18 protein-coding genes and 1 pseudogene are annotated in these 16,245 nt (G+C 69.9%); 13 read left to right on the forward strand and 6 right to left on the reverse strand.

The genetic code is table 11. The features are described 5' to 3' along the window. Positions 1-16: 16 nt before the first annotated feature. Together xerC and ACMATS_RS20355 are read right to left on the reverse strand one after the other, a co-directional pair. Positions 17-1,567 (reverse strand): annotated as a pseudogene (gene xerC, locus ACMATS_RS20350) (site-specific integrase); the annotation flags it as partial. Continuing rightward, positions 1,564-2,241, reverse strand: coding sequence for a hypothetical protein (locus tag ACMATS_RS20355; RefSeq protein WP_171086222.1), 678 nt, complete (start codon positions 2,239-2,241; stop codon positions 1,564-1,566). The pseudogene xerC and the gene ACMATS_RS20355, both read right to left, overlap by 4 nt. 267 nt (positions 2,242-2,508) lie before the next feature. Here ACMATS_RS20355 and ACMATS_RS20360 point away from each other — a divergent pair, with 267 nt between their 5' ends. The 4 genes from ACMATS_RS20360 (at position 2,509) to ACMATS_RS20375 (ending at position 5,794) form a co-directional block, all read left to right on the forward strand. Then, a complete protein-coding gene (locus ACMATS_RS20360; RefSeq protein WP_414168651.1) occupies positions 2,509-2,754 on the forward strand; it encodes a helix-turn-helix domain-containing protein in 246 nt (81 codons plus the stop codon). Next, positions 2,751-3,035 carry an integrase gene (locus tag ACMATS_RS20365; RefSeq protein WP_171086220.1) on the forward strand — a complete coding sequence of 95 codons (285 nt, stop codon included), beginning with the start codon at positions 2,751-2,753 and terminating at the stop codon, positions 3,033-3,035. The genes ACMATS_RS20360 and ACMATS_RS20365 overlap by 4 nt, the downstream gene beginning before the upstream one ends. A 147-nt stretch (positions 3,036-3,182) precedes the next feature. Beyond that, on the forward strand, positions 3,183-4,229 hold the full coding sequence (locus ACMATS_RS20370; RefSeq protein ID WP_171086217.1) for a bifunctional DNA primase/polymerase: 1,047 nt from the start codon (positions 3,183-3,185) through the stop codon (positions 4,227-4,229). Next, the gene (locus ACMATS_RS20375; RefSeq protein WP_171086215.1) at positions 4,226-5,794 is read left to right on the forward strand and encodes a hypothetical protein; all 1,569 of its coding nucleotides are present in this window, start codon (positions 4,226-4,228) and stop codon (positions 5,792-5,794) included. The genes ACMATS_RS20370 and ACMATS_RS20375 overlap by 4 nt, the downstream gene beginning before the upstream one ends. Positions 5,795-6,389: 595 nt before the next feature. Here the strand turns inward: ACMATS_RS20375 and ACMATS_RS20380 are convergent. Continuing rightward, entirely contained in the window at positions 6,390-7,112 is a 723-nt protein-coding gene (locus ACMATS_RS20380; RefSeq protein ID WP_171086236.1) for a GntR family transcriptional regulator, read from the reverse strand. Positions 7,113-7,318: 206 nt separating this feature from the next. Here ACMATS_RS20380 and ACMATS_RS20385 point away from each other — a divergent pair, with 206 nt between their 5' ends. Together ACMATS_RS20385 and ACMATS_RS20390 are read left to right on the forward strand one after the other, a co-directional pair. Beyond that, positions 7,319-7,519 (forward strand): hypothetical protein, encoded by a 201-nt coding sequence (locus ACMATS_RS20385; RefSeq protein ID WP_171086214.1) that lies wholly within the window; start codon positions 7,319-7,321, stop codon positions 7,517-7,519. A 79-nt stretch (positions 7,520-7,598) separates the two neighbouring features. Further along, positions 7,599-8,429: a class I SAM-dependent methyltransferase gene (locus tag ACMATS_RS20390; protein WP_171086212.1), complete on the forward strand. Its 831-nt coding sequence runs from the start codon at positions 7,599-7,601 to the stop codon at positions 8,427-8,429. A gap of 46 nt (positions 8,430-8,475) precedes the next feature. On the opposite strand, the gene ACMATS_RS20395 is transcribed toward ACMATS_RS20390, so the two are convergent. Continuing rightward, positions 8,476-9,786, reverse strand: a complete 1,311-nt coding sequence (locus tag ACMATS_RS20395; RefSeq protein WP_227723949.1) for a UDP-glucose dehydrogenase family protein — start codon at positions 9,784-9,786, stop codon at positions 8,476-8,478. Positions 9,787-9,870: 84 nt separating this feature from the next. Here ACMATS_RS20395 and ACMATS_RS20400 point away from each other — a divergent pair, with 84 nt between their 5' ends. The 3 genes from ACMATS_RS20400 to ACMATS_RS20410 all read left to right on the forward strand — a co-directional run bounded on the left by ACMATS_RS20400 (position 9,871) and on the right by ACMATS_RS20410 (position 12,595). Next, entirely contained in the window at positions 9,871-11,196 is a 1,326-nt protein-coding gene (locus ACMATS_RS20400; RefSeq protein WP_414168652.1) for a UDP-glucose dehydrogenase family protein, read from the forward strand. 283 nt (positions 11,197-11,479) lie between these two features. Next, complete coding sequence (locus ACMATS_RS20405) at positions 11,480-11,776, forward strand: hypothetical protein (protein WP_190108330.1); 297 nt, start codon at positions 11,480-11,482, stop codon at positions 11,774-11,776. A 396-nt stretch (positions 11,777-12,172) separates the two neighbouring features. After that, positions 12,173-12,595 carry a YjbQ family protein gene (locus tag ACMATS_RS20410; RefSeq protein ID WP_171086206.1) on the forward strand — a complete coding sequence of 141 codons (423 nt, stop codon included), beginning with the start codon at positions 12,173-12,175 and terminating at the stop codon, positions 12,593-12,595. 21 nt (positions 12,596-12,616) lie between these two features. Here ACMATS_RS20410 and ACMATS_RS20415 read toward each other — a convergent pair whose 3' ends face one another. Continuing rightward, on the reverse strand, positions 12,617-13,093 hold the full coding sequence (locus tag ACMATS_RS20415; protein ID WP_171086204.1) for a DUF5994 family protein: 477 nt from the start codon (positions 13,091-13,093) through the stop codon (positions 12,617-12,619). Positions 13,094-13,395: 302 nt separating this feature from the next. Between ACMATS_RS20415 and ACMATS_RS20420 the strand changes: the two genes are divergently transcribed. From ACMATS_RS20420 to ACMATS_RS20435, 4 genes are all read left to right on the forward strand, one after another. Next, on the forward strand, positions 13,396-14,001 hold the full coding sequence (locus tag ACMATS_RS20420; protein WP_390781370.1) for a DUF5994 family protein: 606 nt from the start codon (positions 13,396-13,398) through the stop codon (positions 13,999-14,001). 223 nt (positions 14,002-14,224) lie between these two features. Next, positions 14,225-14,509: a hypothetical protein gene (locus ACMATS_RS20425; RefSeq protein ID WP_190076246.1), complete on the forward strand. Its 285-nt coding sequence runs from the start codon at positions 14,225-14,227 to the stop codon at positions 14,507-14,509. Between the two features lie 211 nt (positions 14,510-14,720). Then, complete coding sequence (locus ACMATS_RS20430; RefSeq protein ID WP_390781371.1) at positions 14,721-14,969, forward strand: hypothetical protein; 249 nt, start codon at positions 14,721-14,723, stop codon at positions 14,967-14,969. Between the two features lie 485 nt (positions 14,970-15,454). Then, a complete protein-coding gene (locus ACMATS_RS20435) occupies positions 15,455-15,727 on the forward strand; it encodes a DUF1876 domain-containing protein (RefSeq protein WP_336410112.1) in 273 nt (90 codons plus the stop codon). Between the two features lie 48 nt (positions 15,728-15,775). Here the strand turns inward: ACMATS_RS20435 and ACMATS_RS20440 are convergent, their stop codons facing one another. Then, on the reverse strand, positions 15,776-16,192 hold the full coding sequence (locus tag ACMATS_RS20440; protein ID WP_391150512.1) for a glyoxalase: 417 nt from the start codon (positions 16,190-16,192) through the stop codon (positions 15,776-15,778). Positions 16,193-16,245: the final 53 nt, after the last annotated feature.

A 16,245-nucleotide genomic window follows, 5' to 3' on the forward strand; every position in this document is an offset into this window, starting at 1 on the left:
GCGAAGCCGTATTCTCCGGCTTCTGCGTGAGCGATGCGTGAGCGGCGGTGTCTCCAGCCGTTGCCGGGCGTGCCCGGGGGACCAGCCGCTCGGCAGCCTCGGCCACCTCCCGATCGACCTCGGGGAGCAGGCTCGTGTACGTGTCCGAGGTGAGCTTGATCGAGGACTGCCGCAGGGTCTCCTTGATGGTGTGGATGTCTCCGCCACCTCCATGGATCAGAGTCGCGGCTACATGGCGCAGATCACGAAGGTTGATCGGTGGCAGTCCGGCCGCCTTGGAGATGCGCCGGAACGCCTCGGACACCTTCTCGGGGTGCAGCCAGGAACCGTCCTCCTCCGTGAAGACCTTGCCCGTGTCGACCCATGCCGCGCCCCACTTGAGACGTTCTTTCGCCTGCTGCACCCGATGGGCCCTCAGAACGGCCACAACGCCGCTGGAGAGGGCGATCGTGCCCGCGCTGCCGTCCGTCTTCGGATCGGACTCGTAGGGCGTCCAGCCGTCCTGTACGAGCTCCTTGGCCACCGTCAGACTGGCACCGTCGAGGTCCACGTTCTCCCAGTCCTGCCCGACGCCTTCGCCGCGTCGCAGACCGCGGTGGGCGACCAGGTGGAAGAAGGCGTACAGCCGGTCCTTCTCGGCTTCGTCCAGGAAGGCGCCGACCTGTGCCGGGGTCCACACCATGACGGGACTCGGCTTCTCGCCCGTCGCAAGCCACCGCTGTACCCGCTCCTCGGTCCACAGCAGCGCCTTGGGCCGCTTGCCGGACTCCAGTTCGACATGCTCGGCCGGGTTGAAGGTGATGAGTTGCTGCGCGATAGCAGCGTTCAGGGCGGCCCGCAGCGTTGACCGGATGCGCTGCCGGGTGGCCGCTCCTGTCAGCTTCCGGAACGGCTTCATCTCGGCCAGCTTGGCGCGCTCCTCGGTCAATCTCGCGCGGTCGGCTGCCTTCGGGGCGCCCGGCCGGCCGTGCTTGCAGCGCGCGACCTGCTCACGCCGGGCCCGGTTCTCTGCGGCGATCACCTCGTTGTCGTCTGTGATCCCGTCGAACATCTCCACCAGGTGGCCGACGTTCAGCCGGTCGAGCCTGAGATGCCCGATGCGCGGCTTGAGGTGCACACGGATGTGCGACGTGTACCCGTTGGCTGTCGTCTTCCGGATCTTCTTCGAGGCCAGCCACTCGTCAAGCCACTCGCCGACGGTGATGTGTGCGGTGAGGGACTGCCCGGTGCGGAACTTGCGCCGGGTCTCTTCGAGGTCGGGCAGCGGCGCCTTGTCGGCCGCCACCTTCTCCAGCAACTCGGCTATTCGGTGCTGCCCCTCGGCGTCGTCGGTGTCGGGGAGGGCGAGGAGGGCGCGCACCTTGTCGAGGTCGGCCTGGGCCTCGGTCTTGGTGTCGTAGCCGCCCCGGGCGAACGAGCGTCTCTTGCCGTCCGGCCGCGCCGGCAGTTCCTGCCGGAGGGAGTACGTACCGTGCCGCTTCTGCTTCAGCTTCGGGCAAGAGGCACCGAGCGACTTCCCCGTCTCCGGGTCGCGGCAGTGGCACCGCCGGTACGTCGAACCCTTCACCCTTCATCCCCCTCGTTCGATCCTCTGGAGCCCTTCCGGACCTGCCCCAGTAGCCCCTGCTTGCGCGCTGCGCCGACCCACTTGGCGGCCGTGGAGTGCGAGATGTCGAAGTGGTCGGCGACGGTCTTCGTGGGCGGCTGGCCCTGTTCATGTGCCGTGCGGTAGACCTCGGCCACCGTCGCCAGATGCTCCGGAGTCAGATTGCGCCGTCCTCCCGGACCCTGCGCCGGGGGCGGCCCGGGCATCTGGTCCAGCAACGGCGCCAGCAGCTCCCGTGCCCGTTCCTTGCGTTGTGCCGTCGTCAGGGCCTGCTGCTCCTCGGACCGCTTCCATCCCCCGGCGGCATCGACCGCAGCCTCATCGTCGACCAGTTGCATGGCCGCGACGTACTTCCACTTGAGGACCGACCCGGTCTTCACGGCGAGTTCCAGCGGGAACGTGAGCTCATCCGCGCCCATGACAGCGACCAGGTTCATGCCCCGTCCGGGGGCCGCATGAAAGCACAGAGCGATGGTCATGCCGCTGCGCTTCTCGGTCGCGATCCCCGTGAAGTGGCTGGGCACCTTGAAGTTGTCGCCGATGTCCACGATCGGTGGATTGCCCTGGAACCGGTCGTACGGCCAGCCCGGCACGGCTAGATAGTCCCACCCCTCGGGGGTGTCGTATGGATGCATGGCTACATCCTGCCTCATCGGCAAAGAAGCGGCAAGGTTACGGCGTGGAGTGGCGGGTCGTGAAATGCGTCGCGACTGCAAGCGAGTGTGGAGGTGTCGGTGATCGCGGTGGAGGTATCAAGCGTGAAAGGTATGGAATATCAAGCGTGAAAGGTCAGGACCAACCGTTTGCTAAGGGGTGAGTGAGCCCTCGGGGAGGTGGTCCTAAACATTGCCTATCAAGCGTGAAACATCGCCATCCGGCAAGCTTTCGACTACAGTCTGACCATGGTCCGAACCGATGTCCCTCAACTCGTGTGGGTCCGCGACGCCGCCATGTCCGGCTCGGCGCGCCAGGCCCGCACCGAAGCCCGCCTGACCCTTTCCGAGATCGCCGAACTCTGCGAGGTCGACCCCTCGACCGTGTGGCGCTGGGAGCAGGGCAAGCGAGCCCCACGCGGAGAAGCAGCCCTTCGGTACGCGCGGGTCCTTCGCGCCCTCGCGTCTCGGGACAGCAGGGAGCCGGCTGCATGACGAGCCCCGGACTGACCCGTGCTGAGCTGCTGGCACTGCCCGCGGCCATTGATCTTGAGACGGCCGGCCGTGCCCTCGGCCTGAGACGCAGCACCACGTACGCCCTGGCCAAGCGCGATGAACTGCCGGTGCGCACTCTGCGCCTGGGGCGGACTCTGCGCGTCGTGACCGCCGAGCTGCTGGAGGTGCTCGGTGTCGCCCCCGAAGACGAGGGCGGGCCCCGCGCGGATGTTGGCGCATCCGCTGGGGCCCTCGAAGCCTCCGTCCCCGCTGCTGCATGAACAACGCGGCGGCACGGGGTGCGAACGACCAAGCCCGCCCCGTGCCGCCGGTAAGGAGACCTCTGTGACCGAGCGTACCCACCGCTCCGGTACGCCCACCATCGCCTGCTTCCCCGGGCAGTCGCCCGCCGACGGGGAGGCAGCCGCTTGAGCACGACGACCGCCCCCGACCCGCGCCGCGTCGCCCTGTGGGCAGCGGCACAGGGCTGGCATGTGATCCCTCTCTCGCCGGGCACGAAGGTGCCGATGCGCGGCTGCGCCCGATGCTCCTCGGGAACCAAGGAGCGCCCCAACCCGCGCTACGTCCAGCACGACGGCCACGGATGCGAATGCATCGAGGTCGGCCGCCCCTGCCATGGCGTCCTGGCCGCCACAGCCGACCCCGAACGCATCACCGCCTGGTGGGCCCGCATGCCTGCCGCCGGAGTCGGTATCGCGGCCGGACCCTCCGGCCTGGTCATCCTCGACATCGACTGCCACGACGGACAGCCGCCCGAGAATCCCGCCGAACTGCTCCCCGGAGTCGACCTGCCCGACGACCTCGCCCCCGGCAGCATCCACGACGGCCGCGACGTCCTCGCCCTGCTCTGCGAAGCGCGCCGCGCCCGCTATCCCGAGGGAACACCCACCTTCACGGTGCGGACCCCCTCGGGAGGCGTGCACCTCTGGTTCCGCGCCCCCGCTGGCACGACGTGGCGCCCGCTCGTCGGCGCGCTCGGCTGGCAGCTCGACGTCCGTGCCGGCTCGTCGTACGCCGTGGCACCGGGCACCGCCACCCGAGCGGGCCGGTACACGCTGCAAGGCGACTGCCGGACGGTCGCCGAACTGCCCGTGTGGCTCGCCCGAGACCTCGACCGCACCGGACACCGTGTGCGCCCGGAGCGGCCGCGCGTCGTGCTGCCCTGGCGTACGCGCCGCAGCGTGGGCAGCGGCTATGTGGCTGCTGCCGTACGTGACGAGCTGCGCGCAGTCGCAGAGGCGGCCTCCGGCACGCGCAACGACACCCTGAACCGGGCCGCGTTCAGCCTGGGCACCCTGATCACCCCGGCCGGCCTCGACCGAGCCCAGGTCACCGATGCGCTGCTCGACGCTGCCCACCATGCGGGCCTGCCCGAGAAGGAAGCCCAGGCGGCCATCCGCTCCGGCCTCTCCGCCGGGGCCCGCCAGCCGCGCACACTGGGGGCCGCCGCATGACGATGTCCCAGCCGTACGACGCGGCAGCCATAGCGCGGGCTCTCGTTGCCATCCCCGGCGGACGAGACGCGTACGCCGAGGCGGAAAGCCGGGCGCCGCAGGGTCGGCACAGGCAGCCGCCGCAGGCCGAACTGCTCCGCCTCATCGGCGAGAACGGATTCCGCTACTTCCGCAACGAAAGCGACGGCGAACCCTACGCCGTCCCGGAGAACGGTCCCGCCATCGCCGTCCCGCTGCGTGCCAAGGCCCACAGCGCCTCCGGCAGCCTGCGCCAGCACCTGATCCGTGATTACCTCACCACCTACAACCACCCTCCGTCGCAGAGCGCCCTGGCTGACGCCATCGCCGCACTCGACGCGCTGGCCTGTGACGCACCCGAATCCCAGCTCTGGCTGCGCGTCGCGCCCGACCCCGACGATCCCAACGTGACCTGGCTCGACCTCGGCCGGGCCGACGGTCAGTCGGTCCGCATTGCCCCCGGCGAGTGGACCCTCACCTACCCCGACCCCTCGACCGGTCCTGTGTGGCGACGCACCAAGCTCGTGGGCCGACTGCCTCTCCCAGTAAGCCCTACGGGCGGATGGCGAGCGGGTATGGAGGCTTTCGCCGAACTGCTGCCGTTCACCGAGAAGACCCTGCCCCTGGCCGTCGCTTGGCTGCTCGCCGCCCTGCGGCCGAGCATTCCCCGGCCGATCGCCTACCTCACGGGCGAGCAAGGCACTGGTAAGACCACTTCCGGCCGCATGCTCGTCGGTCTGCTCGACGGCCCCCGCACCCCGCTGCGCCAGGCACCGACGAACGACAGGGACCTCAGCGTCACGGCAACGGCCGGCTGGACCCTGCCGTTCGACAACCTTTTGAGCATCCCGCTCAAGCTCTCCGAATTCCTGAGCCGGGTGGTCACCGGCAGCGCGGACGTCAGCCGCGCGCTCTACAGCGACAACGACGTCAGCGTGCTGGCCTTCGAGCGCCCCATCCTGCTCACCGGCATCGACGTGGGCGCACTGAAATCGGACCTCTCCGAGCGCATGATGCCGCTCGAACTCAGGCCCATCACCAAGCGGCGGACCATCACGGACCTGTGGGGCGGGTACGAGCGGGCGCACCCCGAGATCCTCGGGGCGATGCTGGACCTGGCCGCCCTCGTCTGGGCCGAGCTGCCCCAGGCCGCTGCCGATCTCACCCACCGCCCCCGCATGGCCGACTTCTACGAGATCTTGTACGCACTCGACAGGGTGACCGGCTGGTCGGGCACCAGCACGTACGACGGAGCCCAAAGGGACCTCGTGGACGCGGTCCTCGACGGCGATCCGGCCATCGTCGCGCTGTGTACCTGGGCCCTCGGACCGTCGTTTCCGCGCGAAGGCTGGTCTGGAACCATGACCGACTTGCACGGTTTCCTCTCCGAGCGTGTGCGCCCAGGAGAACCCTTCCCGCGCACAGCAGCATCGCTGAGCGCGTGCCTCAACACCGCGGCGCCGTCGCTGCGACAGCGCGGCATCTACATCACACGCTCCAAGAGCAACAAGAACGGCAGGAAGTACACGATCACCGCTGAGACGTAGGCGGCGTAGCGGTCGACCCCCGCCCCGGGAAGCGAACGGCTCCCGGGGCGCAGGTGTACCCGGGGGACGATCACGGTCAAGAGGGGGGACGCTCAGGGGACAGTCACCCGCTGGCACGAGACGCCCCAGAAGGCGGGGGAGCAGGGAATGTGGAGGCTCTGGCCCGCTCGGCTCCGTTGGAGGGGTACGCGGGGACGCTCTATCCCCCTGTCTTCTCTGTTCTGAAAAAGGTGGGGAAAGAAAGGGAGAGGAGACATGGAAGAGCAGCGTCCCCCCACGTCCCCCCAGCCAGTGCATCGCTTCGCGACCGGTCGCGACTGCGCGCGCACGCGCGCGAATAGCACGGACCACTGACATTGTTGGGTCCGAATCAGTGCCGCAGAACCGGTGGGCTGCCCTCCCAAACGGCAAAATAAAGGTCCGTCTGACAGTTTTCCTATATGCGACAGTTTTCGGCCCGCCACCCGTCGGCCTGGGCCAACTTCGTCACCCGTGTGGTGTGAGCGAACCCACATGCCGTCCGTGCTGCTGCCTCGCTGTATGCGCCTTCATCCGTGCATCGGCTTCAACACATCACCGGCGCTCGGACCATCGCTCACCTCTGGTCGGGGGCGGCGTCGAACCGGTACTCGTAGCCGATGACGTGGCGGTACGGCAGGCACCATTCGCCGTACTCGATGATCCCTTGGTCGTCCCACAGGCGGTGGGCTCCGGCGAGTATCGGCGTGCCGGTCTTCAGACCGAGGAAATCGGCCTCGCGGGGCTCGGCGTCCCGGGCGTGCATGTCGTCACGGCCTTCGACGGGGCGCCGGCCGGTGGCTTCGATGATGCGCGGCAGCAGGCCCGGGGCCTTGCCCGCGGCGGTGGACAGCAGGTCGGGCACCAGGACGGCGAACTCGGCCGGGTACCAGGTGACCGCGAGCATGAGCCGCTGCTGGCCCCGGCCGGTGTGCCACTGGCGGCGTACGACCTGGTCGCCTTCGTCGAGGTCGAAGATGTCGGCGACGTACAGGGGCGGGACGATGAGGTGGGCTTCGGTGACAATGACGGTCTCGCCGTCGCCCAGGACGCTGCCGGTCCGCAGGACGCGCGTGATCCGGTCGTAGCCGGAGGACCCGGCCTTGGGCGCGTTGGCGATGTAGGTGCCGCGCTGACTGGTGCGGATGTAGCCCTCGACCTGGAGCTGTCCGAGGGCTTTTTGCAGCGTGGCAACGGCAACGTCGTGTTCGGCAGCGAGGGCGCGGTGGTTGGGGAGCTTGGTGCCTTCGGGGAGTTCGCCGTCGAGGATACGGCGGCGGAACTCGGCCGCGAGGCGCATGTAGGGGTGCTGGGCCTCGGTCGGGTTTGCGGATTCCGGAACGTTGTTCACGGTGGCGGCTCCCAAGTGTGGTGTGGCCTAGGTCAGTTGAGTGTACTAGGCCACTCCTTGGTCTTGCGTTGAGTGGCCTAGGCCGAGCATCCTTACGGCCTAGGCCACACGTTCAGTGTCGGGCCGATCACGCATGCCTGGAAGGACTCGCGCCTGTGAGCCACCACGCACAGCACCACCCCCGTCGACGGCTCCGCAAGCCCGTCGATCTCGTCGGGACCATCGCGGCCTGGGTCTACGGCCTCGGCATCGCCGCCACCGTCGCGTGCCTGGGCCTGATGACCTGCCAGGAGCACGCCGGCAAGGCCCCGCATCTGCCTTCCGGGATCTCGCTCCCGGACCTCACGCAGGAGTGACCACCGCGGCCCGCCGACGGCCACGCTGTCGGCGCCCTTGCCGCTCAGCACACCACCGACCATCGGAGGTGCACTTCCCATGACCGAAACGACCGACCACCCCACCCCGTACCGAAAGCCCTCGGAGATCTTCTCCACCACGGCGTCCTGGTACGTCCGCTACCGGCGCCCGCACCCGCCGGTCCTGCTGGACCTGATCGCGTCCATGGCCCACGAGCACACGGCGGCCCCCCGGATGCTCGACCTGGGGTGCGGCCCCGGCCCCGTCTCCTTGGACCTGGCCGTACGCGGCGTCGACGTCATCGCCCTCGACCCGAGCCCGGAGATGCTGGACGCCGCCCGCGCGGAGGAGAAGGAACGCGGGCTGTCCGGCACCGACTGGCGCCAGGCCACCGCGGAGAACGTGGCCTGCCTCCCCGGAGTACGTGGGGTCTCCGGGGCGGTGGCCGCCGATGCCTTCCACTGGATGGACCGCGAACAGGTCCTGCGGCAACTGGACGAGGTGACGGCACCGGGCGGGTTCGTCGCCCTGCTGTGCTCGCACGCCGCCGGTGCCCCACGGCCGTGGTGGCACGAGCTCATCGGCCAGGTGCGAGCCCGGTTCGTCGGCACCGCCCCGGCAGCCGGCCCACGTGAGTCCTACCGGGTACCCGAGGGAGACCACGAGAGCGTGCTGAGGCGCTCGGCCTTCCACCAGATCACCGTCACACGGGCCGAGCACCTGGTGTCGTACAGCACCGAGGAACTGATCGGCGCCCAGCTGACCTACGCCTACTCCTCCCCGGTAGTGCTCGGCGACCAGCGGCGCGCCTTCGAGGACGCGTTACGCGAAGTGCTGATCGCGGCCGAGCCGTCTGGCCGGTTCGAGTACACGGCGACAGCCGCGCTGATCACCGGCCGCCGTGGCTGAAGCAGGGGTGTCCCGTGCCCACGAGGCGCGGGACACCCGGCACCGGTCAGCCCTTGCCCAGGCGGTGAACGGTCCAGCCGGCCATCGCCCACCGGTCGGTGTCGATGGTGCTGCGCGCGTCGATCAGGACGCGGTCGGCCACGGCCTGGCCGACGGCTTCGGGGTCGGCGTCGGCGAACTGTGGCCACTCGGTGGCCAGCAGCACCACGGCCGCGTCCCGGGCGGCCTCGATGGCGCTCCCCGCATACGCCAGGTCGGGGTGTCCGGCACGGGCGTTGGCGTTGGCCATCGGGTCGAAGACCGTCACGACCGCTCCGGCATCGTGCAAGCGGTCGGCGACATCGAGGGCCGGGGAGTCGCGGATGTCGTCGGTTCCCGGCTTGAACGCCGCTCCCCACACGGTGACCCTCTTGCCCGTCAGCTCCCCGCCGACCACCGCCCGTACCCGTTCGACGGTGCGCGACCGGCGGTCGCGGTTGATGGCGTCCACGCCCCGCAGGAACGCGAACGAGTCGCCCACGCCGAGTTCTTCGGCACGGGCGGTGAAGGCCCGCACGTCCTTCGGCAGGCAGCCGCCCCCGTATCCGAGACCAGGGCTCATGGCCCGGTGTCCGATGCGGGTGTCGTAGCCGATGGCCTGGGCGACCACGGCCGCATCCGCCCCGGTGGCCTCGCACAGGTTCGCCATCGCGTTGATGAACGAGATGCGGGTGGCGAGGTAGGCGTTGGCGGCCCCCTTGACGAGTTCGCACGTCTCCGGGTCCGTGACGATCAGCGGGGAACCGGCGTCCACGATCGGGGCGAACGCCTCCCGGATGGTTTTCTCCGCCCAGGGGGAGGAGACACCGGCCACGATCCGGTCCGGCCGGAGCGTGTCGGCGACCGCGTGGCTCTCGCGCAAGAACTCCGGCGACCAAGCGACTTCGACGGCCTCACCGGCCGGAGCCAGACGGTGCGCCAGTTTCCGGACGGCCGCCGTGGTGCCAACCGACACGGTGGATTTGCCGACGATCAGGCACCGGCCGGTCAGGTGTGGGGCGAGGGCTTCGACGGCGGCGAAGACCTGCGAGAGGTCGTAGCCGCTGCCGTCGGGAAGGTCCGGCGTCCCGACACCGATGAAGTGCACCTCACCGTGCTCGGCCGCAGCCCGGATGTCGGTGGTGAACCGCAGTCGCCCGCCGACGTGCCGGGCGAGCAGGTCATCGAGTTCGGGTTCACGGAACCAGGCCCGGCCCGAGTTGAGGGTCTCGATCTTGTCCGGGTCGATATCGACCCCGATGACGTCGTGTCCGATCTCGGCCATAGCGGCGGCGTGCGTGGCTCCCAGGTGCCCGCACCCAATGACGGTCATCCGCACTGCAAGCGCCTTTCTCTCGGCGATGTCGTGGCCCGCCACACAACCACCAACGAGCACAGCCACACAAAGACGGAGGTCAAGCCCGTGAAAGTCACTGTGATCGGCTGTGGGCGCCTCGGCGCCCCCTACGCCTGCTCCCTCGCGGCCATCGGGCACGAGGTGCTCGGCGTCGAAGTCTCACCCGCAGTTCTCGGACGCCTGAGCCAGGGCCTCGCGCCGTTCGACGAACGAGGGCTCGGGGAAGCGGTCGCCGAGCATCACGCCTCGGGCCTGCTCAGGTTCACCGGCTCGTACGAGGAGGCCGCCGCGTTCGCGGACGTGCACTTCGTGTGCGTGCCTACCCCGCAGCAGGACGGCGGGCTCGGCGCAGACCTCTCGGCGATCGAGTCCGCCATCACCTCGCTCGCCTCCCGCGCCTCGGGCCGCTGTCTGATCGTCGGCAAGTCCTCCGTCCCCGTCGGCACCGCAGCCCGCATGGGTCGGCTCGCCGCCGACCACGCCCCCGACGGCGCCCAGGTGACGGTGGCGTGGTCGCCGGACTTCCTGCGCGAGTCCACCTCGCTCGAAGACGCCGCCCGCCCCACCCGGATTATCGTCGGCCTCCCCACGTGCGCGGGGCAGGCAGAAGCGACGCTTCGGAGGGTCTGGGCACCGTGGACCGAGGCCGGGGTGCCCCTGGTCGTCGCGGACCTGGCTACTGCGGAACTGGCCAAGTCGGCTGCGAACGCCTTCCTCGCCACGAAGGTCTCCTTCATCAACGCGATGGCGGCCCTGTGCGAGGCATCCGGCGCTGACATCCACACCCTCGCCGAGTCCCTCGCCCACGACCCCCGCATCGGCAGCGCGATGCTCGACTCCGGCCTCGGGTTCGGCGGCTCCTGCATCCCCAAGGACATCCGGGCCCTCATCGCGCGTGGCAGGCAACTCGGGGTGCCCGAAGCCGGCTTCCTGCACCAGATCGACGCCATCAACATCCGGCGCCGGCGCCGTGTCGTCGCCCTCGCCCGTCAGGCGTGCGACGGCAGCCTCGCCGGTCGCCGGGTCGCCCTGTGGGGAGCCGCCTTCAAGCCCGGCACCGACGACGTCCGCGACTCGCCCGCCCTCGCCGTGGCCGCTGACCTTCACGCCGCTGGGGCCTCGGTCGCCATCCACGACCCCAGGGCCCTGCCCACAGTCCGCCGCCAAGCCCCCGAGCTGGAATGCGTCGACGACTTCGAGCGGGTTCTGGACGGCGCTGACGTTCTGCTGCACCTGACCCACTGGCCGCAGTACGCCGACGCCGACCCCGAACTCCTCATCGCCAAGCCAGCCCAGTACCGACTGGTGGACGCACGCGGCACCCTCGACGCCCGCCGCTGGACCGACGCCGGATGGGTCTACCAGGGACTCGGGTACGCACTGACGAGCTGAACGACATTCCCGCACGTGGGCGCGCAGCCACCTGTTGCGGTCCTTCACCGGGCTCGCGTCCCCGGTCACCAGGAGACGCGAGGCCGCTCGTTCTTCAGATGACCTCGATGGTCGTGGACGGCGAGGTCTGGCCGCCGACGGAGAACTCCCCGCTGGTGGGGCCCAGGGGGTGTCATCGCCGGTGCTCACGCAGACACACCTGGCCGGGTGCGCGCCACCAGTGGGGATGGCCAGGTCGACGTCGGAGAAGGTCAGGCACTGCCCGTCGGCGGAGAGGGTTCCCATGTACGCGGTGGAGGGGGCGTTGCCGTCCTGGACGGTCAGCCTGATCATGGACCGCCCGATCCGCCAGTCCCTCGGCGGCTGGGGCCCGCTCGTCCAGGCCCGCGCCGCCGGGCTGACCACGTTCGCCTCGTCACCGCTGCACGGCGGCGAACTGATCGATCTGATGCCCCCCGAGCTGGTGGAGCTCATCCGGCCCGGCCTCTCCCCGGCTGCCGCGTGCCTGCTGGTGGCCGCGTCAACCCCGAGCCTGGACATCATCCCTCCTAGCAGCCAGCAGTTCCGGGCATTGGGCTGAGGCAGCCGCCGCCCAGCGGTCGCGGACCGTCGTCCGCCCGCCGGGGACTCCGGCGAGTACATCGAGCGACCGCCGGGGATCGGCCCACCACTCGTCGGGCGTCCAACGGTAGGGGGCACGGCCGCCCCAGGACCCTTCTCCAGAACTGTGGCGGCCCGCTCCGGGCCGTGGCAGGCGCAGAAGCTGGAGAGCTACGAGCCGTCAGCTGGCGGCACGGTGTACCTGCGAGGGATGGGCCTCACCGCGCAACCCGTTCCGGCCCCACGTCACGCACAGGGCTGATCGGGCTGCTTTTGAGGTTTGTCGGGCAGTGGGGCTGTTCGGGCGGCCGGAGTCCCCGCGGAACAACCCGTCCAGCCGTCAACGCTGCTCCCGAACAGCGGGTACTGGTGAACCATGACCGGCACCTTCACCACCCGCATTGTCGACGTGACAACAGGCTCCGCCGAGACCATGCACGACCTGACGAACGCGTGCACCGCGTTCCTCCGGGAGGTCGCTCACGGGCGAGATGGGCTGCTGAACGTCTTCACCCCGCACGCGACGTCCGGTCTGGCGGTCATCGAGACCGGCGCGGGTAGCGACAACGACCTGTTGGCGGCCCTCCGCGAGGTTCTTCCCGCGGACGACCGTTGGCGGGACCGTCACGGCGGTTCGGGCCCCGGCCGTGATCACATGCTCCCGGCTCTGGTGCCGCCGCACGCCACGCTGCCCGTGATCGGTGGTGAGCTGGAGCTGGGGACCTCGCAGTCCGTCGTTGTGGTGACCACCGACCAGGGCGGCCCCGACCGCCAGGTCCGGCTGTCCTTCCTCGGCTGACCCGAGCCGTCGCCTCGACGTTCAGGTCCGCGGGGTGCTGCCGGTGTCGATGAGGATCTGTTCGGCCCGGGTGACGTTGTCGGCCCGCACGGCTCTGGCCATCGCGGCGCGTGCCGCGTCGGGCGTGGCGTCGGGCGGGACCACCAGCAGGGCGAAGTGGTCGTTCTCGCCCCGGGTGATGAGGACCGTGTCGTCACCGACCGGGAAGGAATCGATGCGCACGACCCGGTCCTCGATGATCAGCCGGGTCGGGAGCTCTTCCCAGGCGCTCGCGTCCAGGCCGACGCGCGTGATGGGGCCGACGTGCTCGGTCAGGGCGGTGATCAGGCTGGGAAGCTCGGCACCGATGTCACGGGAGCGCGGCCACCACGCGCCGTCCAGGATTCCCCCGCGCTCCCGTGTCGTCTCCAGCCGCAGGAGGGCCGTCCCGGGTTTCACGGCATGGTGGATCGCGTCCGGCAGAAGTCCGGGGAGGCGTGGAGTGTCGGAATCGGCCATGGCCTGCTCGCCTGCCTCCGAGGGTTCGGCGTCTTCGTTCGTCGTCCGGGGTGCGTCGCAGTCGCCGGGCGAGCCGCTCGCAGTAGTCCCACCGTACTCCGCAGGCTGGTGGCGGGCTCGCCCACTCGACCCGCGCGCCTGCGCTCCCGAAAATTGCCTGGTCGCGCAAGGTCTGCAGGTCGCCTACCGGAGTAGGGTGGAGAGACTGGGAACACTTCGTACACCGGCCTCCACGCGGGTGTCGTTCCCGGCGAGTCACAACGCCGGGCAGTCGACGACGAGCCCGGGGACAGGTCCGCATCATGATCGTGACCACCGGCTCTGCGACCGCTGCTGAGCGTGCCCCTTCGCCGCCCGCTCGCCTGTCCCTGACGCCGGGGACGGCGTCGGGCCTGCTGGATGGGGCCTGGTGGCCCCGCTCTCGCGACCTGGCCCGTGAGCTCCCCGCACTGGCGGAGAGGCTGGACCATTCCTGGGGGCGGGTCACCCGCGTCACGGTGAATCCGGCCTTCTGGCCCGTGATCCCGCGCAAGGTTTCCGTCAAGGGGCACACGGTGCACGTGGGCTGGTTCACCAATGAGCAGGACCCGCACAAGCTCCTGCTGTTCTCCTACTCCGCGGACCGCCTGGACCTGCTGATCATCCCGCCGGAGACCGGGCCGGCCGCGGCCGCCCGGCTGATGTCCGCCGCGACCACCCCCGGAAGCCTCCTCACCGCGAGCCGGCTGATGGAGGACGAACGAGCGGCCGACGACGCGACGCAGTCACGGGACCGCGAAGAGGAGTGGGAGACGGAGGGCGGGACCGCGCCGCCACCGGCCGGGCACCCGACCGGGCCTCCGCGCTCCGCCCAAGGGATATGGGGACCGTGGAGACCACTGTCACTCCGGCCGTGGTCCTCATCGTGATCGCGGTGGGAGCTCTCCTGATCCACCGGCTCAACGCCCAGCACGACGAAAGGATCGCGGACTTCCGCTGCGGCGGCGCCCTGCCGTGGCACGACAGCGGGAGCCGGAACCGCCCGCGGTCGGCCATCGGCCCCGCCGGGCCTCTTTGCGCCCGAAACCGCCACGAGCAACCGCACGGGGACCGCAGGCGACTCCGCCTTTTCTCCGGCCGGAGGAAGTGACCATGACGTCCGCACGCACCACCCCCATGCCAGCGGAGCCGGTGCCGCCGGCAGGGCGCGCCGACATTCGCATCACCGCCGCGTCCCCCGAGACCGCCCGCCGCGTCGTGGAAGTCCTCCGGCGCTGCTTCGATTCCACTGAGCAACGCAGCTATCCGGCCGGCCACGAAGGCGGTACCCGGCTCCACCTCACCGTCGACACCACGCGTCCAGCTGAGCCCGCGCGATCCTGGCTGGCGACCAGCCGGAGCGTGGCGGCCGACCACCCGCAGGACGACGAAGCCTGACAGTCCGTGCACGCCCCCGCACATGCCCCCAGGTCAGCGACCTGAGGGCACCAGTGAATCGCCGACTCGACCTGATCGGCGTGGGCTCCGCGTGGAGGAAGCTCCGCACCCGGCCGGGCTGCCCCGCACATGAGGAGAGTCCCACACGGTGGGTGCCGCGACCTTCTCATCCCGGAGGGCGAAGCTCGCGAAAGGACCGTACCGTTGGCCCATGAGCGTCTTCATCAAACTGGTGGAAAATCGCCCACCGAAGGAATACGCGAACGATCGGACGGCGGACATCTCCTACGACGACACCGTCGAGGGCAACGCCGAGATCAGTTACCAGTACGACGTACTTCCCGGCGGCATCCTGAGAATCCTGCGGGTCGCAAGAGGAGAGGAAGCCGTCATCCACGCGGTCTACGCCCCGGGCCTGTGGTTCCGCGTCGAGGGCCTCTGTCGCGGCACTACGGAATAGCGGCCTCCCATGCGCGCGCTGCCGATCATGGACCTGTGTCGTTGTCCATCTCCTTCACAGAAGGAGCAACGTGGCTCCCAGTCCCGTTGCGGGCGGGTGCGACTGGCGCAAAGGCGCAGGTCAGCCCTCACAAAGTGCGTGAGCAATGCGTGAGCGGTGCGTGCACGGACGCCCTTGGACAGGCTCGGACGAGCCTGTCTCAGCCGGACGCCACACCCGTGCTGACCTGCGCCGGAGTCGCTGAGCTGGATTACGGCTCGTCCTCCTGGACGATCTCCTCGGGACTTTTAATCCATTGGTTGTGGGTTCGAGTCCCACACGGCCTACCGCCGAGGCCCAGGTCGGAGTACATCCGGCCTGGGCCTCGTGGTGTTCGTGGGCCCCCGTCGGCCGTGGCCCGCGCCCGGGGTGCGGGTGGCGCCGGAGCGTGGCAGCGTGGTGGGTGGAACAGTGTGTGTCTGTGCTGCGTGAAGGAGGGCTCTCCCATGACCGGCACGAAGACCTGGAACGTTCAGATCAGCATCCACGAGCACGACAGCATGGTGAACGCCGAGGCGCGGCTCGAGGGCCGTGGCTCCGAGCCGTTGGTCGGCGAGGGGACGGCCCGCTGCAATCCGGGCGACGAGAACGTCCCCGCTATCGGCGACGAACTGGCCTCCGCCCGCGCGCTGTCCGCTCTCTGCCATCAGCTGCTGCACAGCGCCGCGATGGACATCGAGGCGCACACGCACAAACCCGTCGAACGGCTTCACGTCTGAAGCCCCTGAAGCCCCTGTCACCGTTTCCACCGGCGCCCTGCCGGCCGCTCAGGCGGCGGGGCGCCGCTCCATGAACTCCAGCCTGTTGCCGAGCTTGTCGAAGGCGTGGAAGCGGTCGAACCCGGGGAAGTTCTCGTCCCACGTCACCTCGTGCCCGTGCTCCTCCAGACGCTCGGCCAGCCGGTGCAGCGCGTGGACGAGGATGCCGGGGTGGGCCTTCTGTGCCGGGTGGAAATCCTGTTCCACGCCCAGGTGCACCTCCACGCCGCCGCCCCGGAACCAGCAGCCGCCCCGGGCCGCCAACGCCTCGGGCTTCTGCAGTTCGGTCATCCCCAGCACGTCGCCCCAGAACGCCCGGCACAGCGCCTCGGCGCCCGGCGGTATCGAGATCTGGACATGGTGCAGGCCGCCGAAGCCGAAGCCCTCGGCACCGGCCGGGCCACCGCTGTTCGTGGTCGTCGTCATGTGCCGGTTGTACCAGCGGCCACCGGAGGGGGCCACGGAGTGGCGGGCGGCAC

This window comes from Streptoverticillium reticulum (genome assembly GCF_047456005.1).
Taxonomy (GTDB): domain Bacteria; phylum Actinomycetota; class Actinomycetes; order Streptomycetales; family Streptomycetaceae; genus Streptomyces; species Streptomyces reticulum.

Excerpts from the sequence above, each read along its gene's own strand:
- ACMATS_RS20405 (WP_190108330.1), top strand. The coding sequence starts at position 11,480 with ATGTACGCGGTGGAGGGGGCGTTGCCGTCCTGGACGGTCAGCCTGATC.
- ACMATS_RS20420 (WP_390781370.1), top strand. The coding sequence starts at position 13,396 with ATGATCGTGACCACCGGCTCTGCGACCGCTGCTGAGCGTGCCCCTTCG.
- ACMATS_RS20360 (WP_414168651.1), top strand. The coding sequence starts at position 2,509 with ATGGTCCGAACCGATGTCCCTCAACTCGTGTGGGTCCGCGACGCCGCC.
- ACMATS_RS20365 (WP_171086220.1), top strand. The coding sequence starts at position 2,751 with ATGACGAGCCCCGGACTGACCCGTGCTGAGCTGCTGGCACTGCCCGCG.
- ACMATS_RS20380 (WP_171086236.1), bottom strand. The coding sequence starts at position 7,112 with ATGCGCCTCGCGGCCGAGTTCCGCCGCCGTATCCTCGACGGCGAACTC.
- ACMATS_RS20410 (WP_171086206.1), top strand. The coding sequence starts at position 12,173 with ATGACCGGCACCTTCACCACCCGCATTGTCGACGTGACAACAGGCTCC.
- ACMATS_RS20430 (WP_390781371.1), top strand. The coding sequence starts at position 14,721 with ATGAGCGTCTTCATCAAACTGGTGGAAAATCGCCCACCGAAGGAATAC.
- ACMATS_RS20375 (WP_171086215.1), top strand. The coding sequence starts at position 4,226 with ATGACGATGTCCCAGCCGTACGACGCGGCAGCCATAGCGCGGGCTCTC.
- ACMATS_RS20425 (WP_190076246.1), top strand. The coding sequence starts at position 14,225 with ATGACGTCCGCACGCACCACCCCCATGCCAGCGGAGCCGGTGCCGCCG.
- ACMATS_RS20390 (WP_171086212.1), top strand. The coding sequence starts at position 7,599 with ATGACCGAAACGACCGACCACCCCACCCCGTACCGAAAGCCCTCGGAG.
- ACMATS_RS20435 (WP_336410112.1), top strand. The coding sequence starts at position 15,455 with ATGACCGGCACGAAGACCTGGAACGTTCAGATCAGCATCCACGAGCAC.
- ACMATS_RS20355 (WP_171086222.1), bottom strand. The coding sequence starts at position 2,241 with ATGCATCCATACGACACCCCCGAGGGGTGGGACTATCTAGCCGTGCCG.
- ACMATS_RS20440 (WP_391150512.1), bottom strand. The coding sequence starts at position 16,192 with ATGACGACGACCACGAACAGCGGTGGCCCGGCCGGTGCCGAGGGCTTC.
- ACMATS_RS20415 (WP_171086204.1), bottom strand. The coding sequence starts at position 13,093 with ATGGCCGATTCCGACACTCCACGCCTCCCCGGACTTCTGCCGGACGCG.